General features: G+C 43.8%; 22 protein-coding genes and 1 pseudogene. 10 read left to right on the top strand and 13 right to left on the bottom strand.

From position 1 onward, the window contains the following. Nucleotides 1–69: 69 nt before the first annotated feature. The 5 genes from V1L65_RS17775 to V1L65_RS17755 all read right to left on the bottom strand — a co-directional run bounded on the left by V1L65_RS17775 (nt 70) and on the right by V1L65_RS17755 (nt 6161). Nucleotides 70–1404 carry an ABC transporter substrate-binding protein gene (locus V1L65_RS17775; protein WP_331700559.1) on the bottom strand — a complete coding sequence of 445 codons (1335 nt, stop codon included), beginning with the start codon at nt 1402–1404 and terminating at the stop codon, nt 70–72. Between the two features lie 289 nt (nt 1405–1693). After that, a complete protein-coding gene (locus V1L65_RS17770; protein ID WP_432501707.1) occupies nt 1694–2461 on the bottom strand; it encodes an MgtC/SapB family protein in 768 nt (255 codons plus the stop codon). Nucleotides 2462–2476: 15 nt separating this feature from the next. Further along, complete coding sequence (locus V1L65_RS17765) at nt 2477–3046, bottom strand: glycerol-3-phosphate responsive antiterminator (RefSeq protein ID WP_331700558.1); 570 nt, start codon at nt 3044–3046, stop codon at nt 2477–2479. Between the two features lie 72 nt (nt 3047–3118). Further along, complete coding sequence (locus V1L65_RS17760) at nt 3119–3892, bottom strand: HAD-IIA family hydrolase (protein ID WP_331700557.1); 774 nt, start codon at nt 3890–3892, stop codon at nt 3119–3121. Between the two features lie 181 nt (nt 3893–4073). Then, on the bottom strand, nt 4074–6161 hold the full coding sequence (locus V1L65_RS17755; RefSeq protein WP_331700556.1) for a HelD family protein: 2088 nt from the start codon (nt 6159–6161) through the stop codon (nt 4074–4076). A gap of 171 nt (nt 6162–6332) precedes the next feature. Between V1L65_RS17755 and V1L65_RS17750 the strand changes: the two genes are divergently transcribed. The 6 genes from V1L65_RS17750 (at nt 6333) to V1L65_RS17725 (ending at nt 9611) form a co-directional block, all read left to right on the top strand. After that, on the top strand, nt 6333–6497 hold the full coding sequence (locus V1L65_RS17750) for a DUF1328 domain-containing protein (RefSeq protein WP_331700616.1): 165 nt from the start codon (nt 6333–6335) through the stop codon (nt 6495–6497). A gap of 54 nt (nt 6498–6551) precedes the next feature. After that, nucleotides 6552–6950 (top strand): general stress protein, encoded by a 399-nt coding sequence (locus V1L65_RS17745; RefSeq protein ID WP_331700555.1) that lies wholly within the window; start codon nt 6552–6554, stop codon nt 6948–6950. 114 nt (nt 6951–7064) lie between these two features. Next, on the top strand, nt 7065–8201 hold the full coding sequence (locus V1L65_RS17740) for a fused response regulator/phosphatase (RefSeq protein ID WP_331700554.1): 1137 nt from the start codon (nt 7065–7067) through the stop codon (nt 8199–8201). 91 nt (nt 8202–8292) lie between these two features. Next, complete coding sequence (locus V1L65_RS17735; protein ID WP_331700553.1) at nt 8293–8826, top strand: hypothetical protein; 534 nt, start codon at nt 8293–8295, stop codon at nt 8824–8826. A gap of 24 nt (nt 8827–8850) precedes the next feature. Further along, the gene (locus V1L65_RS17730; RefSeq protein ID WP_331700552.1) at nt 8851–9177 is read left to right on the top strand and encodes an STAS domain-containing protein; all 327 of its coding nucleotides are present in this window, start codon (nt 8851–8853) and stop codon (nt 9175–9177) included. A 2-nt stretch (nt 9178–9179) separates the two neighbouring features. Further along, a complete protein-coding gene (locus V1L65_RS17725) occupies nt 9180–9611 on the top strand; it encodes an ATP-binding protein (protein ID WP_331700551.1) in 432 nt (143 codons plus the stop codon). A gap of 125 nt (nt 9612–9736) precedes the next feature. Here the strand turns inward: V1L65_RS17725 and V1L65_RS17720 are convergent, their stop codons facing one another. Beyond that, entirely contained in the window at nt 9737–10552 is an 816-nt protein-coding gene (locus tag V1L65_RS17720; protein WP_331700550.1) for a CheR family methyltransferase, read from the bottom strand. A gap of 8 nt (nt 10553–10560) precedes the next feature. Further along, nucleotides 10561–13305: a response regulator gene (locus V1L65_RS17715; protein ID WP_331700549.1), complete on the bottom strand. Its 2745-nt coding sequence runs from the start codon at nt 13303–13305 to the stop codon at nt 10561–10563. A gap of 127 nt (nt 13306–13432) precedes the next feature. On the opposite strand from V1L65_RS17715, the gene V1L65_RS17710 reads away from it, so the two are divergent. The 3 genes from V1L65_RS17710 to V1L65_RS17700 are packed head-to-tail and all read left to right on the top strand — an operon-like array spanning nt 13433 to nt 15140. Next, nucleotides 13433–13885 (top strand): DUF948 domain-containing protein, encoded by a 453-nt coding sequence (locus V1L65_RS17710; RefSeq protein ID WP_331700548.1) that lies wholly within the window; start codon nt 13433–13435, stop codon nt 13883–13885. A gap of 35 nt (nt 13886–13920) precedes the next feature. Next, complete coding sequence (gene rsbW, locus V1L65_RS17705; RefSeq protein ID WP_331700547.1) at nt 13921–14364, top strand: anti-sigma B factor RsbW; 444 nt, start codon at nt 13921–13923, stop codon at nt 14362–14364. Further along, nucleotides 14361–15140, top strand: a complete 780-nt coding sequence (locus V1L65_RS17700; protein WP_331700546.1) for a sigma-70 family RNA polymerase sigma factor — start codon at nt 14361–14363, stop codon at nt 15138–15140. The genes rsbW and V1L65_RS17700 overlap by 4 nt, the downstream gene beginning before the upstream one ends. Before the next feature lie 1264 nt (nt 15141–16404). Here V1L65_RS17700 and V1L65_RS17695 read toward each other — a convergent pair. Then, entirely contained in the window at nt 16405–16725 is a 321-nt protein-coding gene (locus tag V1L65_RS17695; RefSeq protein WP_331700545.1) for a YtxH domain-containing protein, read from the bottom strand. A gap of 252 nt (nt 16726–16977) precedes the next feature. Between V1L65_RS17695 and V1L65_RS17690 the strand changes: the two genes are divergently transcribed. Further along, a complete protein-coding gene (locus V1L65_RS17690; RefSeq protein ID WP_331700544.1) occupies nt 16978–17277 on the top strand; it encodes a hypothetical protein in 300 nt (99 codons plus the stop codon). Nucleotides 17278–17506: 229 nt separating this feature from the next. Here the strand turns inward: V1L65_RS17690 and V1L65_RS17685 are convergent, their stop codons facing one another. The 5 genes and pseudogenes from V1L65_RS17685 to V1L65_RS28770 all read right to left on the bottom strand — a co-directional run. Further along, complete coding sequence (locus V1L65_RS17685) at nt 17507–17854, bottom strand: hypothetical protein (protein ID WP_331700543.1); 348 nt, start codon at nt 17852–17854, stop codon at nt 17507–17509. Nucleotides 17855–17953: 99 nt separating this feature from the next. Then, nucleotides 17954–19177, bottom strand: a complete 1224-nt coding sequence (locus V1L65_RS17680; protein ID WP_331700542.1) for a leucine-rich repeat domain-containing protein — start codon at nt 19175–19177, stop codon at nt 17954–17956. A gap of 137 nt (nt 19178–19314) precedes the next feature. Further along, nucleotides 19315–19947, bottom strand: coding sequence for a DNA-3-methyladenine glycosylase family protein (locus V1L65_RS17675; protein WP_331700541.1), 633 nt, complete (start codon nt 19945–19947; stop codon nt 19315–19317). A 477-nt stretch (nt 19948–20424) separates the two neighbouring features. Then, a complete protein-coding gene (locus V1L65_RS17670) occupies nt 20425–21135 on the bottom strand; it encodes an AAA family ATPase (RefSeq protein ID WP_331700615.1) in 711 nt (236 codons plus the stop codon). A 206-nt stretch (nt 21136–21341) separates the two neighbouring features. Then, nucleotides 21342–21425 (bottom strand): annotated as a pseudogene (locus V1L65_RS28770) (S-layer homology domain-containing protein); the annotation flags it as partial. Nucleotides 21426–21487 lie beyond the last annotated feature (62 nt).

The following is a 21487-nucleotide window of genomic DNA, read 5'->3' as shown; positions in this document are numbered from 1 at the left end:
CCTTATATTTCGAAAAAACGGTTGTAGGTGTGAATGATCTCACACCTACAACATGAAGCAGCTGCATTATTATTGATCAGCCAAAATTTCATCAATTTCTTTGGCGGCTTTTTGCATTGCGGATACCGCATCTGCGCCATTCAATACCATTTCTCCAACGGCATCCTTATATTTATTTCTAAATTCAGGGTATACCGGATGCTGCAAACGCGGCGTAACGTTATCAAAGTTTTCTAGCACCGCTTTGTACTGTGGCCATCTTTCTTGATAAGCGCGGCCTTCTTCTGTATCGATGACTGATTTGTGAGTCGGCAGGTAGCCTACCTTTTCAGCCCATTGCAGATTGTGCTCTGCACCCGTAATAAACTTCATAAATTTCCATGCTGCTTCTTTTTCCTCTTTTTTAGCTTGTGCCATCATAACGATACCTGCTCCGCCAATATTCGAAATGCGCTTCTTATCGCCTGGCACGAATGATACGCCTACCTCGAAGTCTGCATTTTCTACATAAGTTTTAATAATAGCAGAGGAGTGCTGAACCATAGCTACTTGTCCTTGCAGGAATAGCTGACGCATCGTATCGGAAGCGCCTTTGCCGTAGCCGATTTGCATTACGCCGTCTTTGAACCATTTTTCAAAGTTTTTAATATAACGAAGGCTGTCTTCTGTATCAATCGTTGCCTTTGTCATATCCTCATTCAGAATAGAACCGCCGCCGTTAATCATCCAAGGATCGTAATACCATACATCCCAGCCTGGAACGGAGAATGCATAGCGCTCCGTTTTGCCATCTTTAACGATTGCTGTCTTGCTAATATAGTCATCCATCTCATCCCATGTTTGAGGCGGCTGTACATTAAGGGAATCCAGCAACGTTTTGTTGTAAATCATTACGCTTGTACTTACGATTAGCGGGAAGCCAAATTGTGTGCCTTCGTAAGCGTAGGCCTTCAGCATACCTTCGGAGAAATCAGCTACGTCCAGCTTATCGCGCTCAATGTAGGACGTAAGATCTTCAAAAATACCGTCTCTGGCAAAAACAGGTACTGATGCAACCTCAACATTTGTTACCGCAGGAACTTGTTTAGCAGATACTGCAGCAAGCAGCTTTTGAGCAAGATCGTCGTATGAGCCTTGGTATACAGGCTCGATCGTAATGTTTGGCTCTACCTTCTTGAATTCCTCGATTATATAATCCAGGCCTTCTGTCTGTGTATCGGGATGAGCATGCCAGTACTGAATCGTGATCGGCTTTTGCTCCTCCGGCGGCGTGCTTGCATTATTGCCGCCAGACCCGGTATTAGGCGTGTTGCCGCCTGAGCCTGAATTGGAACCGCAGCCTGCAACTAAAGCTAGAATCATGGTCGATGCCGTTAATGTTTTAACCCACTTATTTAATTTCACTTACTAGTTCCCCCTTGTTTGAATAAATTGATAAAGCATATCCCTTAATTGAATGTGACAGTTTGCACAGATTTCCGTGCCTTTTCCGAAAAAAGGCAATAAAAAAACCGAGAATACGCAAAGCTCATGGCACTATGTACATAGTCCATCAGCTTAAGCGGTACTCTCGGGTTATCTCGTCATCTCCACCCAAAACCACTATTCAATTAAAGGAAAAACCTAAAACGCTTTCATGTTAAGTAAATCACACCGACAATTTGTTGTCAAGCAATAAACTTTATTTTGGTGCTTAGACAGATAGGCGATCACTTGATTTCTTCATTTTTTTAGCAAGCTGATCCATATGATCCGTTTCAACCGATATAACGCCTTTCATCGAAAAAATGCTGTTAAGCGAACGCTTTAACCGTTCAGGATGAGCTGACTTTAATGTGCAATGCAGCTCCATAATCGGGCTTTCCCCTTCTTCTCCGCCTTCCACCGCATGCATTCTAAGATTTTGAATTTGCACGCCCTGATCGGCAAAAACAGCTGTAATTTGCGCGAGGTTACCCGGCTCATCTACAATTTTCATAGATATTTCATGACGGCGACGATGGCGCATCAAATAATTTTCCCATTTATGAAGAACAACCAGGCTTATAAGCACAGCGATCGTAGCCATAACTGCCACATAAAAAAAGCCTGCTCCCACACATAGGCCGATAGCCGCTACAACCCAGATCGAGGCTGCAGTGGTCAAGCCTGATACGGTAAGCCCCGAACGCATAATGGCGCCTGCGCCCAAGAAGCCGATACCGCTAATCACTTGCGCAGCTAGACGCGCAGGGTCAACACGAACATTCACTTCATCAACAAACTCTGAGAATCCATAAATAGATAAAAGCATAATAGCAGTAGACCCGACACATACAAGTATATGTGTTCGAAGACCTGCCGGATGATTTCTCCACTCCCGTTCAAATCCAATAAAACCGCCTAAAACAGCGGAAACAATAAAGCGTAACGTTAAATCAAGATATGAGATATGCCAAACATCCATCGGTATTAATTTCAAGAAGCTTCACTACCTTTATTTGAGATCTGCTCCCCAAAACTTACTGTTGCCTACAGAAACCGCGAGAGCTCCTGCTTTCAGCGCATTATCAATTTCCTGTTGGTTGTCGATTAGACCGCCGGCTATAATAGGCAGCGGTGTGAGATTAGTTACTTCGCTAATAATACGCGGCATCACGCCGGGCATAATTTCAACAGCATCCGGCTGTGTCTGCTCGACAACTTTGATCCCTTTCGCCACTGCGTTGCGGTCAATAAGAAAAATACGCTGAATCGTCATGAGATCCATCTCTTTCGCGACACGGATTAAATTGCTTCTGGTCGATATAATTCCTGTAGGACGTATGTTTTGGGCAACATAGGCAACGCCGCTGCGATCCGCGGCAATGCCTTCTATAAATTCCATATGCAAAAATGCATGCTTACCAGCATCTTTTATGCGATCTATAATCGATTTGACATTAAATATTGACCCCATTAATAAAAATATAATGTTCACTTTCCCATTAAGTGCAATCTCCAGGTCTTCCTCTGCTTGAACTGCGCCAATCGTTTGATGCTCAACTAAATCTACAATTGGATACATTACAAATCTCCCTCCTAGCTCTTACAGCTAACATCTTTATGTCATACTTAAACAGTATAACATGCTCTCGATTTATAAGGAGACAACATCCACTATTGAACTTATGATGTATTTGGGACTATGTATAGATGTATTTGCCATCTCTCTTGTAGCCACTCCTGTCAATACTAGAACAGAATTCATGCCAGCATCATTGCCCATTTTCACATCTGTTTCCAGGCGATCGCCCACCATGTAGCAATCCTCTACCTTCAGCCCCAAATAGTTCATGGCGATCTCAGCAGCGATAGCTGACGGCTTGCCGACAACAAGATCAACCGGCTTGCCTGTTGCCGCTTCCAGTGCTGCAATAAGCGTGCCTGTATCCGGAATTTGCCCATCCTCCATAGGACAGGTGCAATCAGGATTGGAGGCAAGCACCTTGGCCCCTCGGACAACTGCCTGGTACATCACATTCAAATCGTCATAATGGAACTGGCGATCCCACGACAGCACCACATAATCCACGTCGCAGCTGTTATCATCGACTATTGCAATGCCATGCTCATGAAGCTCCTTTCTTATCGGCTCCTCGCCTATGACTAGAACCTTCTCTCCCTCCTTCAAATGCTCTTTCAAATAAAGCGCTACCAGCTGAGAGGAATTAAGCACCTCGCTTAATGTCGCCGGCACTCCCATGCCTACCAGCTTATCAACATAGGATTGCCGCGTAGCGATTGGCTTATTGGTCAAAAACAGCACCTTATCTCCTCTATCCCGCAAAGCCTGGATCGTTTCAGCTGCTCCTGAGATCATCCTATCCCCCAAGTACACTGTTCCATCAAGATCAAAGATAAATCCTTTCATATGTCTCTCCCCTTCTCGCTTTCTATTCTCGCTGTCTGAAACATAAAAAACCTCACCAGCAAACACACCTCTCCTAATGGAAAAAGGACATGTTCGCGGGTAAGGTTCTCCTTTGACTCTGCCTAACCGCTAATTGGTATTAGGTTTTCTTAGTTGAGTATAGGTGTCGTGGCATCAATTGTCAATGCTTGGCTAGCTGTATTAATTGTGTTTTTTCACCATTATAGAGCAGCTTCAGCCGATGCAGCGCCCTTGTACAGCCGACATAAAGCAGCTTGGCATCGTCCGCCGTATATTGCAGATGATCAGCCCCATCAATGACGACCGCATCGAATTCAAGCCCTTTTGCCAAATAAACAGGCACGATTGTAAGCCCTCCGCTATAAGCTTCTTGCTTACTGCGTATTAAGGAAGCTTCTATTCCGGCCGCTGCCAGCGTCATGGCAATGTTTTCGCACGCCCGCTCTGTACGGCCAAGTATAGCAATCGTCCGATATATATTTTGCGCCTGCCATTGCTTAATTGTGTCTGACAGTCTTGCCAAGCGCTCGTCGCTTGAAGCGCAGGCTTCCACCTCTACTTCCTCCCCGCTGCGGAATACAGGTACTGCAGGCTTTACTTCATCGCCCATGCCTCTTAATATGCTGTTGGCGAATTCGATAATTTCCATAGTCGAGCGATAGCTGCGATTCAGCTCAAAAAAGCCGAAATCATCCTCCGCGAACAACGCTTGCAGCTCCGACCAGCTATGAATGCCTGTATAACCGTGTATACCCTGCTGCAAGTCGCCAAGAATAGTCATGGAAGGACGGCGCTGCAGCAGCTTTAAAGTTTCTAATTGAAAAGGCGAGTAATCCTGGGCCTCATCAATAACAATATGATCATAGGCCGGCTGATCTGAACCGGCAACGCGAAGCTTAATATAAACAAGCGGCGCCAGATCATCGGCTGAAGCTTTCCCCTGCTTCAATCTTTTTTTAATGGCTGCGCGCTCTTCCCCCGGCAAAAAGCCGATTACAGCTTGCTCATCCATTAAGCCCGAATAGATTTGCACCGCGGTTAGCGCCGGGATTTTTTTCGTATACGCTCTAAGCCGCGTCATCGCTTTTGTTTTCAACTTGCTGTCGGCAATGCCCTTCAGCTTCCACTCCGATTCAAACCAGCGCTTGATTCTGCTAATTATTCTTTCACGCCTGCGCAGCAGCGGATCGCCGCTAATGTCCGTTACAAACCATTCACGAATCGTTTCTGCACGCAGCAGCATCCCATCGATCGGCTCAAAATGCTGATCAGGCAATAGCTGTTTTTCCAGCTCCATAAGCTTATCATCAATCATTTGCCTAAACGCTGCGCTGCCCTTTAACCGTCCCGAGGCCTGCAGCATTTCATCCTTCGTGCGGGGCTGCTCGAACCAATAAGCGAAGGCATCTGCCGATTCATCGATGCGGACTGCCTTCTCCAGCTGACCAATTGCCCATTCCGCATACGTCGTCTGTGCAATATCGCCTACGCCTAGCTCTGGCAAAACGCCGGAAATGTAATCGAGAAACATTTGGTTTGGCGCAAAAATAACCATGCGCTCCGCTTTGATTCTGCCGGCATATTGATACAAAAGAAAGGCCAGTCTATGAAGCGCCACCGTCGTTTTTCCGCTTCCCGCTACCCCTTGTATAAATACGGCTTTATTTTTTTCCGATCGTATAATGCGATCCTGCTCTTGCTGAATAGTAGATACAATATCACGCAACCGGTTATCTTTGTTTTCACCAAGGCGATACAAAAGAAACTCGTCGGTTACCGTTTCTTCATCCTGTCCTCTTACATAGCTGTCGACAATACGTTCCAAATTGCTGTCTCGCACAAGCAGATTGCGTTTTAAATGAACATTTCCTTCTACGAGGCCATCCGGCGATTCATAATGGACAGCTGCCTCGCCCCCGCTAAAGGAGTAAAACAAGCTTGCCACCGGCGCCCGCCAATCAATGACCAGCAGCTCCTTCGTTGCTTCATCCGCAACTCCCGCTTTCCCAATATATAACGGCTTCGGATTTCCCTTGGGCAATTGTTCAAAATCCAATCGGCCGAAATAAGGCTCCTTGCGGGATACTTCCAGTCGTTCTCTGCGCTGCTCGCGCTGCAAATCGAGCATTTGCTCTGTAAAGTCATCGCCCTTGTAACGGGGACCAATCGCACGAAGCTGTGTATCGATATGCTTCAGCACCTGCTGCACACGCTCTGCTTCGTATTGAAAGGCACTTTGATCATTCATGTCAGTTACCCTCCATCTCTTATTTTAAACGGAAAGATACTATATCACAGCGCTTGCAAAACTGCAATATCAAGCTGTTTTTTTATTTATTTCCAAATGCAGCTGTTTCAACATAAATGAAATGGGTTATTACATATTCAAGCCAGTCAACAAGAAAGAAAGGTGATTACGATGCTAGGTTGGGCGTTCTTATTCTTCTTATTAGCCATCTTTGCCGGTATCTTCGGATTTCTGGGCATTGCATCGGCTCTGGCAGGGATAGCAAAGGTATTATTTGTTATTTTTGTCATCTTATTTATCGCTTCCCTTATTCTTGGCAGAAGACGAGCCACATAACAATGCTGCAATGGCCCTATCAAATAGGCTTATTACATTTAAGGAGGAATTATCATGGAAAAATTAGATCTTTCAACGACTAAGGTGCGTATTGTGGACAGCATTACAGAGGTGCAAAATCAAGTAAGGCATTTTCAAAATGAAGGGTATCCCGATGACAATATTTTTATACTCACCCATGACAAGGACAGAACCTCCCGCATTGTGGATAAGACGGATGCTTCCAAAATAGGAGTAGCCGAGGAAGGCTTCGGCACAGCTATCGCTAATATCTTCCGCTCTACCGGCGATGAGCTGCGCGCCAAAATGAGGTCGCTGGGCATTTCCAAGTACGATGCTGAAAGGCTGGAGTCGGAAATGGACCGGGACAAGGTGCTTGTGATTGCTTGGAGCGGTAAAGAATACTACGGCGAGGACTTTGATCCGGCGATATACTATTACACCTACTATTAAAATCGGATTGCAGATTTTATAGTTTGGAAAAGCCTATCCCTAGGGATAGGTTTTTCCAGTATGCTATAGTAAAGGTAAGGTATATATAACTTCGCCAAGGAGGCTGCCTAACGAATGAGCATCATAGTTGTTGATGATAATGCAACCAATCAGCTTATTATAAAAACGATTCTTACAAAAGCCGGCTATTCGGATTTAAAGTTCGCCTCCTCTGCCCAAGAGCTGTTTGATTTGCTAGGCTTGCATTGCACCTTGGTCAAGGAGCGAAATGCCGAGCTGATTTTAATGGATATGATGATGCCGGTTATGGACGGCCTGGAAACTTGCAAAGTACTGCAGGCTGACAGCCGCTTCAAGGATATCCCTATTATCTTTGTCACTGCTGTCGGCGACTCTAACAAAATGGCGGAAGCTCTCGATGCTGGAGCAAGCGATTATGTAATGAAGCCTATTAATCGTATGGAGCTGTTAGCGAGAATCCGCTCCTCCTTGCGGCTTAAGAAGGAAATTGATTGGCACAAGGAACGCGATCAGCGCATGAAAAACAAGCTTGAACTGGCCAAGCAGGTTCAGCGCAGCGTGCTTAGCAAGGTGATTGACGATGACAATATTTCAATCCGTGCAGTATACCAGCCTTCCTCTGAGCTTGCTGGCGATTTCTATGCCTGGTATCGTATTGACCAGCACCGATATGGCGTTATTCTGCTGGATATGATGGGCCATGGCATATCCGCCTCTCTAGTCTGCATGTACATATCGTCCATGCTCCGCGATACGATTACTCGCGTATCAGATATTGAGCAGGCCATACACGAGCTGAATCATTCCATGAACCAGCTGCATATGGAGGATGAGCTCATTAATTATTATTTTACTGCCATCTATATGGTTATCGATACGAAGGAGAAAAAGGTCGAATATGTCAATGCGGGCCATCCTTCAGGCATCGCCTATGTCGACCAGCAAGCGGCATTGCTGGAGCATGGCTGCGGGGCTATCGGCTTATTTCAAACTTTGACCGTTGAAAAACAAACGCTTCATTATCAAGATAATCTTACTATTATTTTATACACTGACGGATTAACCGATTACATGAATCATCGCGAGGATATGCCTGCCGCAAAACTGGCCGAGCTGCTGAATGACAAGTACAAATTAGAGCCATCAGCCATCGTCGGGCTGCTTTTGCCCCAAGACAGCGATGCGATTCAAAAGGATGATATTTGTTTAGTAAAAATAGAAACGAAATAATGCCGTCTATTCTGCCCCAAGCTGTTTCAAACCGTTCTATTTGGTTTAAATATAACTAATAAACGGATATTGTAACAGGAGGTAGGATGACATGGAGATTATTGTAATAATCGGTTATCTGTTAAATGCTATATTCATGCCGAGCCCATCATACAGCATGTCTCCCGGAGCAGCCGATCAGGCTGCAAGCAGTACCGCCATGCTGGCATCAATGCCTGTCAATCAGACAGAAATGCAGCCAATAACGTTAAGCACAATTAATGATATTTCACTATACGACGACGTTTTTAGCTTGTTGGAAAAAAAGGGCATTCCGGATCGAATAGCCTCCGATCCTTACTTACAGGAGTACACGAGCTATGAATATGCGGATATGACCGTTATTTTTAATGAGGATGCTATTGAGTGTATTGAAATAAATACAGAAATAGCAGGCACTGTATACTTGGATCAATTGGAAGTGCCGGTCACCATAAAAGACCTTACAAACGTTTTAGGCAAGCCAGACTTCGAAGCGGAGGACGGGCTCGTATTTCAGCGGAAGGATGCTCTGCTAAAGCTATTTATTAATCCGAACACCAAAGAGCTAGAATCTATAGCCTATTATCATATTGCATCAACGTAAATTATAAAGACCGGAGTGAAGCGAATGTCAGTTTATCCATTTCAAATCAGACAAGAAGAAACAGACACAGCCTACGTTTTGCATGTCAGCGGCGATCTAGACCTTGCAGTTGTGCAGCAATTCCGGGCCGCATTAGGGCCGATCGTCAAGCAGGAGGACAAAGCTTTAATATTGAACCTGAAAAATCTAACCTATATTGACAGTACCGGGATTGGCATTATCGTGTCCATTCTCAAAATTCGCGATGGCTTGCATGCCCCTTTTATCGTGCAGGACATCCCGCCATCGATTAAGCGGCTATTCCATTTAACAGGCATATCTGGATATTTAACAGAAAGGACCGAAGCTTAAATATGAAAGATATTCGTCTGCAAATTCCTTGCCGCGCTGATTATATTGATATTGTTCGAGTATGCTTATACAGCATCGCTTCCAAGCTAAGCTTCACCTATGAGGAAATCGAGGATATGAAGGTGGCCGTCTCGGAGGCATGCAACAATGCTGTTCTTCATGGCTCGCCAGAGCTCGCTGACAACAGCATTGATATTCGCTTTCAGCCCTCCGATACAAGCTTAACTATTAAGGTGATTAACAAAGGACCGGCATTTCCGCATGATGAAGCGCTAGTCAAGGCCGCTCCGCTGCAGGAAGGAAGTATCCGCGACTTGCCAGTAGGCGGATTGGGCATCTTTCTTATGCAGGCTTTAATGGATGAGGTTGCTGTTGAAACGAAGGACCAAACGACCGTAGTTACTTTAATGAAAACAAAAAAGCAGACCGAATAGCTCCTTTCATAAGCTGCACAAGGATAAACGGCTCCGCCGTCCTTCGCTTAAACAAAGGAAGTACAATATAGGGTGCCCTCCAGCCATCGACTGATGGCAGGTAGAGCACCCTTTTCCTGCTGCGCTTAGGAGCGCTTGCAAAATATTTTTTGACAAGGATCGGCTTCCTCATATTTTACTTTAAGAGAACCATTCATCGCTTCCATTTGACCTAACGCCAGAAAACCTGCAGGCGCCAGACTGGCATACAATAACTGATGCACGCGCTGCTGCAAAGTGGCATTAAAATAAATTAAAACATTTCTGCACAAAATGATGTGAAATTCGTTAAAGGTGCTGTCCGTCGCCAAATTATGCTGGGCAAAAACGATTCTGTTAATGATTTCCGGATGAAAAATCGCATACTTCTGATCTGTTTTGTAATAGGAGGAAAACTCCTCTTTTCCCCCTGCCTGCAAATAATTTTTTGTAAAAGCCTGCATCCGCTTTAACGAAATCGAGCCTGACTTGGCATATTCAACGACCTGCTCATTCATATCCGTAGCATAGATTTTAGCTTTATGCAGCAGTCCCTCCTCATGCAGCAAAATCGCCATTGAATAGGCTTCCTCGCCAGTGGAGCACCCGGCATGCCAAATTCTTATTTCGGGCAAGTCACAAATGTTTGGAATAACCTTTTCCCTTATAGCTTTAAAGAAAAAAGGATCGCGGAACATTTCTGTTACGCAGATGGACAAGTCATTCACAAGCGTCGCAATAAAGCCGGGCTCATGAAGCACCTTTTCGAGCAGCTGCGTCACAGTCGTCAGTTCTTCCTTCTGCATGCGGTAATGAATTCTTCTCGTTAAAGAAGAGCGTAAATAATTGCGAAAGTCATAGCCGTACACCTGATAAATGCCTTCAAGCAGCAGGTCGATTTCAATACTTTCCAGATTAGTCATTGTATCACCTACTTTGTCAGCCAGACACGCATTAGGGACAGCAGCCGATCCATCTGTATAGGCTTGCTTATATAATCGGATGCGCCTGCCTCCAAGCATCGGTCGCGGTCGCTTTTCATTGCTTTTGCAGTCAATGCTATAATTGGAATCGCTTGAAGCTCTTCATCCTTGCGAATCGCTTTGATCGTTTCAAAGCCATCCATAATAGGCATCATAATATCCATTAAAATAAGGTCAAACTCGCCATTATCCCGCAAAATTTCCATGCATTCATTTCCGTTGCCCGCTACAGTTACCTGCAGCCCTTCCTTCTCAAGCGCTTTAACCAGAGCAAATACGTTGCGTTCATCATCTTCCGCGATTAAAATCCTTTTGTTTGCAAACTCTGACACTTCAGCAGCATCGCCGGCTGCTTGATGCTCATCAGAAACCGGAGGCTTGCTTGCGACAATAACCTCGGCTGTATCCGTAAATGCCGCCGCTGCCGCTTCTTCTCTGCTTTTTGTCAAATGCTCTAAAAGGCTTGTGTCCAAGCTTGGCAAAAACAAAGTAAAGGTGCTGCCTTCGTCAGGCTTGCTTTCCAGTACAATCTTACCGCCTAACAGCTTCGAAAATTCGCTGCATATCGATAGCCCGAGCCCGGTTCCGCCATATTGCCGGTTCGTCTCACCGTCCACCTGCTGGAACGCTTCAAAGATGAGCTGCTGCTTATCAAGCGGTATGCCGATACCTGTATCGCGCACGGATATCTTAAGCACCTGCTCACCGCTGAACATCGGCAATTGCTGCTCCACAGCAGCTTGATCCGCTAGCTCGACAGAAAGTTCCACTGAGCCCTGTTTAATAAATTTAAAGGCGTTGGACAGCAGATTTTTCAATATTTGCTCGAGCCTTTGCCCATCGGTCTGCCACGTTTGCGGAAGCTCATCGCTGCTTATAATATTGAATTCGATCCCTTTGCTTTCGGCAACAGGCTGAAAGGTATGCTTAATGACTTCAGGCAGCTCTGTCAAATTGACTTCATCTATAGTAACGATAAGCTTGCCCGCTTCAATCTTGGATAAATCTAAAATTTCGTCAATCAGCTTCAGCAAATCCTGGCCCGAAGAATGAATGACTGAAGCATAGCCGACCTCATCCGGGTTTAAGGTGCTGTTCTCATTATCAGCCAGCAATTGCGACAATATTAAAATGCTGTTGAGAGGCGTGCGCAGCTCATGCGACATATTGGCCAAAAAGTTCGTTTTATATTGGGAGCTTTGCTTCAGCTTCGCGGAATACTCTACCAGCTCCTCTTTTACCCTTTCCAGCTCTCTCGTCTTCTGTTCGGCAAATAAATTTTGCTGCTCCAGATGCTCGGTCGTCATTCTCATTTCCTCTTGCTGCATTTGCAGCTCTTCGGATTGGGATTGCAGCTCCTCTGTTTGTGACTGCAGCTCCTGGGTAAGCACCTGCGATTCCCGCAGCAGACGCTCCACTTCCATACGGCCAACGACATTGTTGATCGCAATGCCAAAATCAACCTCGATTTCTTCCAGCAGCTTCAAATGCTGTGAGGTAAAGGGCTGCAGAGAAGCGAATTCCACCACGGCTTCAATTTTATTTTCATACTGGATCGGAATAATCAGAATGCTTTGAGGCTCAATTTTTCCAAGCGCTGTTGTAATAACAGCAGGATGCTCCTGCGGCCCATTCAATAAAAACACGCGGTTTTCCTGCGCGCTTTGTCCGATTAAGCCTTCCCCCATATTGAAAGCTTGCTTGCCGATATTGTCGTCATCACCGGCATAAGAAGCGATATTGACTAATTTAAGCCCTTTATTGGACTCTTTTCGAATGTAAAAAACACCGTATGAAGCTTGAACCATTGGCGCTACCTTGGACAAAAATGTTTTAGCCAATGCTGTTACATCGTTAATGCCTTGGCTCATCATCGCAATTTCCGCCACCTTCGTTTGAATCCAGTTTTTCGACTCCAAGCTCGTTAGGAGCTCATTGGTGGCTTCGCCCAAATCTCTTATTTCATCCTTCGAATTCACTTTAATTCTTGTCTTCACATCTCCCTTGACCGATGCGATATCTGTAATCGTTTTAGCAACCTGTTTAATCGTTTTAACGATTGATCCTGATACAATTGTAACAATAGAGAAGCCAATAATAGTAATAGCCAGCAGCATGGCATAAATACCGATTGTAATTAAACGGTTGCGGTTGGCAAGATCGTTGACATGAGACTTCGTGGATTGCATTTCCTTGGCATGCAGCGCTTCAAACTTGCCTTTCAAATCATCCATATTGCCGACATCCATTTTATAAAATTGACTAAGCTCGTCCAGATTATTGTTCTGTTTTAGCAAAATGGCCGGCTCTGCGGTCTTTTCCACCCAGGACTGAATAAACAGCTTGATTTCTTCCAGCTCGCTCTTCGTCGCCAAATCCTTGGACACAAACGGGGATAAGCTGTTATATTTGGCTTCCCATTGCGATTTCCCGCTTTCGTATGAGTCCAAATACGCTTCATCACCTGTTAAAAGATAACCTCTAAGGCCCGTTTCCATACTTAAAGTAGAATTTCGAATAGAAGCCAGCAAGTTATGAATCTCAATATCGCTAGTTGTAATGTCCTGTACTTCATGCTGCAGGGCCGTAATTCTGTCCGTTACAATAACGATAGAAACGCTCAAACAGCAAATGACTAAAATATAGCCAATGGCAATTTTCATTCGAATATTAAATCGCATATCTTTCAGCATTCGAATCTCCTTTCCTACTTGTTCTATGAAATCGAATAGACTAATTATAACATTAACGAAAACAATGTGCGTGTTGTTTCAAGTCCGCCAAAGCAGGGTAAGTATTCTAAAAAGAGGAAGTGACGTTATGGATTTGCTCATGCAGATTGGTATATTAGTGATCGCTATAGCTTTTATTATTCTTATGTACTCCATTATACAAACGATGAAGGTGTTGAAATCAGCAATAGAAGAAATGCGGCTGACGATCGGAGAGGTACGCAGCGATGTGTCTCGAATCTCTGATGATATGAAAGAAACGATTCAGCATACGAATGAAATGGCTATCGACATAAAGCATAAATTAAGCTCCTTAAATATTGTATTTACAGCGGTTAATGATATTGGACAAGCCGTGCAAACCTTTACGAGCATCGCCAAAACCTCTGCTGCCCAGCTTGCCGCGGCTATTGAACGTAAACCAGCTCCAACCAAAAGAAGCAGCGAGCCTAATACTGATAAACAGCAGCCTGTTTCCAACATGGTTATCGATGGAATTATTTCGGGCCTGCAGCTTTGGAAAAAAATGAAGCGAATTTAGCTTATAATAGTATTACATAAGGAGGAATACGCCAAATGACAAAGCCTCATATTCATTTGACTATACCCGCACAAGCAGAATATATCGATACGGTCAGACTAGCCGTATACAGCATTGCCAGCAAAGCCGGCTTCTCCTATGAGGATATTGAGGATATGAAAGTAGCTGTATCCGAGGCTTGCACGAATGTTGTGCTGCATGCTTACGAGCATCAGCACGACGGGATAATCGAGGTAACATTTGAACTGGACATAGACAGCATATATATCAAAATCAGAGATTACGGAAGCAGCTTTGAGTATGACAAGCAGATGAAGCCTCCCGTTCCACTGCATAATCATAAGCTTGAAAATATTTCTCCAGGAGGACTTGGCATTTATATGATGCAAGCTTTAATGGATCATGTAGAAATTCACACAGGCCCAGGGACAGAAATTGTACTAGCAAAAAGATTGGGTGGAAATGAGGAACTCGCATGAATAATAACTCCTCTTCCCTGAGTCAAGAACAAATATTGAATATGATCGCTCTTTATAAACAAAAAGAATGCAATGAGATTGCAACAGAACTGCTGCTGCATTATAAGCCGCTAATCCGGATGGCCGCGGTCAATATGTCCCGTAATCGGCCCGATTTATATGAAGATCTGTATCAGGTTGCCCAGCTGTCCATGCTGAAGCTATTTATGCAATATGATCTGGATCGTGAAACACCCTTTGAGGGCTACGCGATGAAGAGTCTTATCGGCTATCTGAAAAACTACCTGCGCGATAAATCGTGGTATATTCAAGTGCCGCGCCGCATGAAGGAAAAAGGTCTGCTTATTCAAAAAGCAATTGACCATCTCACTATGATCCTTCAGCGTTCCCCAAGCATGGAGGAAATTGCCCAGTACATGGAGCTTTCTGTTGAAGAAACGATTGAGATTTTATCCTCGCGCGATTCCTATCAATATGTATCACTGGACACACCATTGTCCACCGACAATGACAGTGCTACTATTGGCGATTTAATCGATTCGCAGGCCGATGATTACAAGGCATTAGAAAATCGCCTCGATCTGGAAGAAGCGATGAAACAGCTTAAAGAAGAAGAACGACAGGTGCTTACACTTGTTTATCATAATGATCAGCCTCAGCGCAGCATTGCCGAGCTGCTCGGCATTTCTCAAATGAGCGTATCGCGTATTCAAAAGCGCGCCATCGAGAAGATGAAGCGAATATTGACCGCGAACTCATCCGATCCTAAGCCTTGATTAATTGTGGATAGGGCAATAAGCAAAGGGGCAATAAGCAAACGAAAGGGATGTTACTACGATCAAGATTGGAATTCCGACCGCTGTTGTAGTCCCATTTTTTTGATGAAATAACCCCTGTAAAGGGTTAAATTGGCCTACAAAGGCGGACGCTGCTGCTTCCCCATTCCCAATCTTGCTCTTCCCACAATTAATCGACACCCTCGTCAGAGTTGCTAAGTTGATGTAGTTACTATAATTACTATGGTTGATATAGTTGATAGAGTTGCTGTAGTTGCTAATAAAGCTTGGACACTCACCCACACTAGATTATCCACTTTTTGCATATATTCACACAAACATAAAAAGGACAGCGCATGCTCTTTAGAGAGTATCGTTGTCCTTTTTATCATCCAATTGCGACTGTCCGTCCGGCATCCTTCGTTCTAACGAATCCTCATGACGTTATTTGGCCTAAATTGGCTGTTTTTATTTTCTAACGAAGATTAGGAGACTGTCGATTAATTGTGGATAGTTGCAACAAGCAATAGAAAGGGGTATCACTGCGATCAAGATTGGGATTCCGACCGCTGTTGTAGTCTAATTTTTATGAATAAATAACCCCTGTAAAGGTAAAAATTAGCCTACAAAGGCGGACGCTGCCGCTTCTCCATTCCCATTCTTGCTCTCCGTTTCCCCTTTCTCATTGCTTATCAATAGTTGCCCACAATTAATCGACAGTCTCATTAGATGCGCTATGTGTAAATAAACACCGGTTTAGTTGCTCCTTTTGACCAAATAAGGCCTTGTAGCTTCGTTAGATTTCTGAAACAAGCTTTTTGAGCCTTTTAGCGCACCCAGCATTCGTTAGAACTGGGAGCTGCGTAATGGTGGGTGGTGGTTTGTAACAGAGGTAGCTACATTTAGGTGGTGGTGGTCTGTAACAGCGATAGCAACATTCTGGCGTGTGGTGGTTTGGAACAGCAGGGTAACATTTGGGCGACTGATGGGGCAAACTACAATTTTCATTTCATACTAAATGCATTTCATGCATCTAGATTTGCCTTTTTGGTCGAATCATTTAATCTAAATGCATTTCATGTATCTAGATTTACGGAATAAGGCGATATCGCTCAAATGCATGAAATCTAAGTGCAGTTTTTCCCTTTAGATTGGGAAAAAAGCAAAATTCCTTAGATCTAGATGCATAAAATACAGTTAAAAGAGCTGCCCATTGGGCAGCTCCCCTACTAACCTTTTTATACTCTATCTAATTAATGACTTGTTATTTGTCCGACGATGCCAGCCTGTCCTTCATCTCATCCGTGGAGCTGCTAATCGATTCTTTAATGTTCTGGTTCGACTCCTTCGCATGCTTCGCAAGGCTGACTGCTTCTTCCTTTACGCTTCCAGCAATATTTTTAGTAGTGTCGCCTACAGAGGATACTATATCTTTGGCCTTGCTGCAAAGCGTTTGATACTTATTAGAGAGGTCCTCGCGCATCTTGGCTCCCGATTTGGGTGCTAGCAATAATGTGGCTATTACGCCAACTGTTCCTCCAATAACGGTTCCTAACAAAAGTCCACTGCTTTTTTCATTTGGCATATGAATTCTCTCCTTTACCTTCAATAGATTACAATCTGCTTACTTTGAAACAAGCTCCGTATCTACTAATAACCACATGCAGCAGATTTGAAACATCAACGATGGTCTTTAAAAAGATGGTCTTTAATTTGAAAGGCAACCTATCCTGTTTCAACCCTGTTTCAATTAAGAACCAGCCGGGTATATATAAGCAAGTGGCTATTCAGCTTACAGAACAGCTCACTAATCTAAGACAGAAAGGATTGACTGCACGTGAGAACAACAGCAACGGATTTGCACCGAACGAATGAAGAGGTAATGGAAAGCGGCAGCTACGTATGCGAAGCTGGCGTGAAGCGCGAGCTGCAGAGAGGCGATAAATTTCCCGTATGTCCAAGGACAGGGAATGAAACTTCCTGGCGACATTCCGACCATCAGCACAAAACAGGTGATAGAGTAACGGAAGCCGGTCAATATACTGATCCTGATGGTGAGAAAATAAACCTGAGCATTGGAGAGACTTTCCCCGCCTGCTCAAAATCAGGAAAAAGCACAAGCTGGAAACATGCTTAATCCCTTTCATAACGACACTCTCCCGACAGTTTTATAATGACGACAGACTCTTATATGGACAAGAAGAAACGCTGCGCGTTCTTGGCTAAGGATGTGCCGTTTCTCGGTGAAATATAGGAATAGGTATAAGGTGAAAACTTATACTTTCCTATATTTTAAATAAGAAGCATTGCAAGCAGATTAATCCGCTCGCAATGCTTCTTTGTTTTTAACGCCCAGTTAGCGGCATTTATTTTTTATCGACTTGCAGCAATGTAATATTTTTGATGGCGTAAGTATCTTTAATCGCTTGCTCCGAAATGACATTCAGCTTAATAAGACTCGCGACCTTGGAAGAATCCGCTTTTGACAGCAGCCGCCAGACACTTGGCTCAGGCAGTGCCTCATAAAGCTTATTATCATCATACTCCTTGCGCTCCTGATGAACGAGCTTGGCCTTGTAGCTGCCAGCCTCCAGCTGGGATACATTTTGCTGCGTACAATAGTCCAAAATTTCATTGCGCAGTCCCAGCAGCTCCTGCTCTATTTCTTTTTGCTTTTGCTTCAATTGATAATACTGCTTTAAAGTCTTGTCCACCCATCTCACGCTCCTTTCTACAGCATATGCCGCAGAAACCGGATTAGGACAGCTTTGTAGGACAACTTTGTAAAACATCACGTCAAAAGCTGTTCAATGCTAATAGGTTTCATAAACCAGATTTTTGTTCAGCTCAAGTTTTTTATTAAATCCTGCATAGATATACAGATGTCCGGCTGGAGTATCGCCCGCATCATAGCCTAATTGAAAGGTACCATCTTGTGCAAATTGAAGCTCTGTCATAGTAAGCTCCGACACATCCTCGTCTGGATGGATTTCGGCAATCAAATCGAGTGCTCTTTGTTGTAATTCTTCCAAGCGGTCCCACGCTTTTTTAATAGTTGAAGATAATTGCTTGATCGCTGATTGGCTGGGAACATCCACTGTTACAGAAATCTCATGCTCTTTAAAATGGAGAGTTAATTGATAGTACGTTAGCGAAGCATCATACTGAAACGTACCTACTCCCTTTATCGTATAATCCGGCTCAACGATAAGATTATTAGCATAGTCCAGACGCTCCAGCTTGCGATTGTTAGTGATGTCCAGCTTGGAGATTTTATTTTCAGAGCAGTACAGCTCGTCCAAATCCGCATTACGGCTTATATCCAGAGCTTTAATATGATTGTTGAAGCATCGCAAGCTTTCCAGAACGGGATTGCCGGTAACATCCAAGCCTGTAAGATGGTTATTATTGCAGCGTAATTCGACCAGGTTTGTGCAGCCTTTTATGTCAAGGTTAATCAAATAGTTACTCCCGCAATCGAGACGGGTCAACTTTTTGTTCGGGCTCAATTGCAAATCGAAAATGGCGTTATAGCCGCAATTCAGCTCTGCTAATTCCAAATTATGTTCAAGCTGCAAAGTGGAGATCAGGTTCCAGCAGCATTCCAGCTTAGTGAGCCTTGCATTGCGGCTGATATCCAAATCCCGAATACGATTAAAGCCGCAATCCAGAGCTTTTAGCTTCACATGATTGGACACATCCAAATGAGTCAGCTCGTTATTTCCGCAGCTCAAATATTCCAATTGCAGATTATGACTCGTATTTAACGCAGTTAATTTATTGCGCGTACAATTTAACAATTTCAGATTCGGATTGTTGCTGATATCTAGCTCCGCTAAATGATTACAGGAGCAATCCAGCTCCTCGAGAGCTGTGAAATACTCAATTCCTTTTAGACTGGAAAACTTATGGTATGCGAGCTGCAGGGATACTACTTGTTCTACATCGCTCTTTTGAATGGATTCACGATTTCCGCAAAATTTTTCTAAAACATATGCTTTAAACTGCTCATCAGCAAAAGCCTCCGTAATATTCATAAAATTCTCCTTCGGGCAGTATTAACGAGGTTAACTTTTCTTTATTATAAATATTAACGCTATAGATGTGCAGTGGTCTTATGACCTGCTTGTATGGGTGTTTTTGGGAAAATGGACTCAAATTGTATCTCTGGAGCTTACGTTTCAAACGAAATCGCCCACAAATAAATAGAAGCGACCGATCCGTAAGGCGAATATTTCTGTCGGTAATATTCAAACTGTTCTTTATCAAGAGTGCTTAGGCCATACAGCTTCATCATACCTCTCCGAATTGCGATATCTCCCCAGCTGACAACATCCGGCCGCTCCATCCCGTTCATCAATAGCATCTCGGCTGTCCATTTACCAACCCCGCTTAAAGCCGTAAGCTTCTTAATGACTTCTTCATCCGGCAATTCATGCAGCTCTTCTAGCTGAAAACCGTCGTGAGCAACAGTTTGGGCGATATTTTTAATATAAATAGCCTTTTTCATCGTCATACCGCATGCTTGGATATCTGCTTCATTTTTCCTTAGGATATTGCTCGGTGTAATTTCACCTAATCTGGCCTGCATTCTCTCCCATATCGTATCCACAGCCTTAACCGAAATAAGCTGGCCCACAATCGCGTATACGATTGCCGTGAATAAATCTGGCATGACGACGCGCTCTATTTTGCCCATCCGCCGCATCGCTTCTCCCAGCGTCTCATCCGCGCTGCTCAAGTAATCAATTTCTGTTTGCCCATAGTCAAACCATTTCGTATTAACGGTGCCCCGGTATGACTCCATTTGATACCCTCCCAACAAGCAAACTAATCTTCATATCGTTACTATAACTCATAACCTAACGTAAGTATTAATCCCGAATTAAGATAGCAAGATTGCGAAAGTGAAAGGTCAAGAAGGCAGACAAGGCAGTCAGTCGCAAAATAAAAACACCTGTCGGTAACCTAACTTGCGTCATCATATGTAAAGAACAAACGATGCACCGCTATTTTGCATTGCGGTCATAAATGACCGTTAGAACCAAAAAACAATCTTTTTGTTGCATATGCGGACACTTATGACCATTAGAAGAAAATTTCGTCGAATTCTCTAGCTTTTTTCCCGCTAACGGACATTTCTGTCCGCTAGAAAGTGGAAGTTGGCGAAAATAAGCGCTAACGGTCATCAATGACCGCAACATTGGAAACAAATAAACGGCTCCGCCGTCCTATTATAAAAAGAGACCTCATTCAGAAACGAATTCTGAACAAAGTCTCTTTACTAATCATTAAACAGCTCTTCCAATACCTTTTCCCTATTTTCAAGAAAACGTCTGGTTACAATATAATGCAAGGTTTCCTCATATTTAATTTCCTGTACGTGCTGCGCGTCAAAATTCAATATTTGCGCATTTGGATAGCCGAGCAATATCGGAGAGTGCGTAGCAATAATAAACTGTGCTTCATCCTCCAAATCCTTAATAATCCGCAATAATGCCAACTGTCTGGCTGGCGATAAAGCCGCTTCGGGCTCGTCCAGCAAATAAATTGCTCTATTTCCAAAACGATGATTGAAAAGTGAAAGAAAAGCTTCACCATGCGACTGCTTATGCAAGGATCGTCCACCGTAATAATGTAAGCTTTCCCCAGGTGGCAAAGAGTCCACATGAGAGGCAAATTGATAAAAGGTTTCAGCTCTCATAAAAAAACCGTTAGTAATTTTGGGCAACCAAGAAAGCCGCATATATTCTCCCAATATAGAATGAGAAGCATCCACCTCATATTGATTATGTCTACTGCCTCCTGCCGTATTAAATCCGCATTGATAAGCGATAGCTTCAAGAATAGTTGACTTGCCTGAGCCGTTTTCGCCAACAAAGAACGTAACATTCGTCTTAAAGGCAAGAGATGTCATATTTTTTAAAGCTGGAATGCTAAATGGGTAATCGTTGGAGCCCGTTTTATTGAAAATTTCAAGGCTGCGCAAAAACATATAAGCACCTCCACTAAAGACTTTCTCTTCTATAATCATAGAACATATGGTTGTAGAATGGAAGCGGATCACGTATCGGCTGCTTTTACGTGACAAGGCAATTGCCTGACCATATTCTTCCACCTCTTGAATAATAGAGGTTCCTGAATCGCTTCTTTACTCATTCTTCCAATCGTTGAATACTTCACCATGTCCTTTAAAGATACTTACAGCGCTTTAGTGATCATCATAGCCATTTCATTGCGAGAAATGAGAGTGTTCGGCCGCATGCTGCCGTCGTCGTACCCACTGAAAAAAGCCCGCCAGCATAGGCATAGCCCAAAATCAGTTTCTAATAATAGGCATTAGCACT

Source organism: Paenibacillus sp. IITD108 (genome assembly GCF_036541265.1).
In the GTDB taxonomy this organism is placed as follows: domain Bacteria; phylum Bacillota; class Bacilli; order Paenibacillales; family Paenibacillaceae; genus Pristimantibacillus.
The sequence above is the reverse complement of the archived record's forward strand: the minus strand, read 5'-3'. Positions and strand labels throughout refer to the sequence as shown.

What these genes read in the sequence shown, in the direction of transcription:
- V1L65_RS17765 (WP_331700558.1), bottom strand. Translation starts at nt 3,046, where the DNA reads ATGTATCCAATTGTAGATTTAGTTGAGCATCAAACGATTGGCGCAGTT.
- V1L65_RS17760 (WP_331700557.1), bottom strand. Translation starts at nt 3,892, where the DNA reads ATGAAAGGATTTATCTTTGATCTTGATGGAACAGTGTACTTGGGGGAT.
- V1L65_RS17755 (WP_331700556.1), bottom strand. Translation starts at nt 6,161, where the DNA reads ATGAATGATCAAAGTGCCTTTCAATACGAAGCAGAGCGTGTGCAGCAG.
- V1L65_RS17750 (WP_331700616.1), top strand. Translation starts at nt 6,333, where the DNA reads ATGCTAGGTTGGGCGTTCTTATTCTTCTTATTAGCCATCTTTGCCGGT.
- V1L65_RS17745 (WP_331700555.1), top strand. Translation starts at nt 6,552, where the DNA reads ATGGAAAAATTAGATCTTTCAACGACTAAGGTGCGTATTGTGGACAGC.
- V1L65_RS17740 (WP_331700554.1), top strand. Translation starts at nt 7,065, where the DNA reads ATGAGCATCATAGTTGTTGATGATAATGCAACCAATCAGCTTATTATA.
- V1L65_RS17735 (WP_331700553.1), top strand. Translation starts at nt 8,293, where the DNA reads ATGGAGATTATTGTAATAATCGGTTATCTGTTAAATGCTATATTCATG.
- V1L65_RS17730 (WP_331700552.1), top strand. Translation starts at nt 8,851, where the DNA reads ATGTCAGTTTATCCATTTCAAATCAGACAAGAAGAAACAGACACAGCC.
- V1L65_RS17725 (WP_331700551.1), top strand. Translation starts at nt 9,180, where the DNA reads ATGAAAGATATTCGTCTGCAAATTCCTTGCCGCGCTGATTATATTGAT.
- V1L65_RS17720 (WP_331700550.1), bottom strand. Translation starts at nt 10,552, where the DNA reads ATGACTAATCTGGAAAGTATTGAAATCGACCTGCTGCTTGAAGGCATT.
- V1L65_RS17715 (WP_331700549.1), bottom strand. Translation starts at nt 13,305, where the DNA reads ATGCTGAAAGATATGCGATTTAATATTCGAATGAAAATTGCCATTGGC.
- V1L65_RS17710 (WP_331700548.1), top strand. Translation starts at nt 13,433, where the DNA reads ATGGATTTGCTCATGCAGATTGGTATATTAGTGATCGCTATAGCTTTT.
- rsbW (WP_331700547.1), top strand. Translation starts at nt 13,921, where the DNA reads ATGACAAAGCCTCATATTCATTTGACTATACCCGCACAAGCAGAATAT.
- V1L65_RS17700 (WP_331700546.1), top strand. Translation starts at nt 14,361, where the DNA reads ATGAATAATAACTCCTCTTCCCTGAGTCAAGAACAAATATTGAATATG.
- V1L65_RS17695 (WP_331700545.1), bottom strand. Translation starts at nt 16,725, where the DNA reads ATGCCAAATGAAAAAAGCAGTGGACTTTTGTTAGGAACCGTTATTGGA.
- V1L65_RS17680 (WP_331700542.1), bottom strand. Translation starts at nt 19,177, where the DNA reads ATGAATATTACGGAGGCTTTTGCTGATGAGCAGTTTAAAGCATATGTT.
- V1L65_RS17675 (WP_331700541.1), bottom strand. Translation starts at nt 19,947, where the DNA reads ATGGAGTCATACCGGGGCACCGTTAATACGAAATGGTTTGACTATGGG.
- V1L65_RS17670 (WP_331700615.1), bottom strand. Translation starts at nt 21,135, where the DNA reads ATGTTTTTGCGCAGCCTTGAAATTTTCAATAAAACGGGCTCCAACGAT.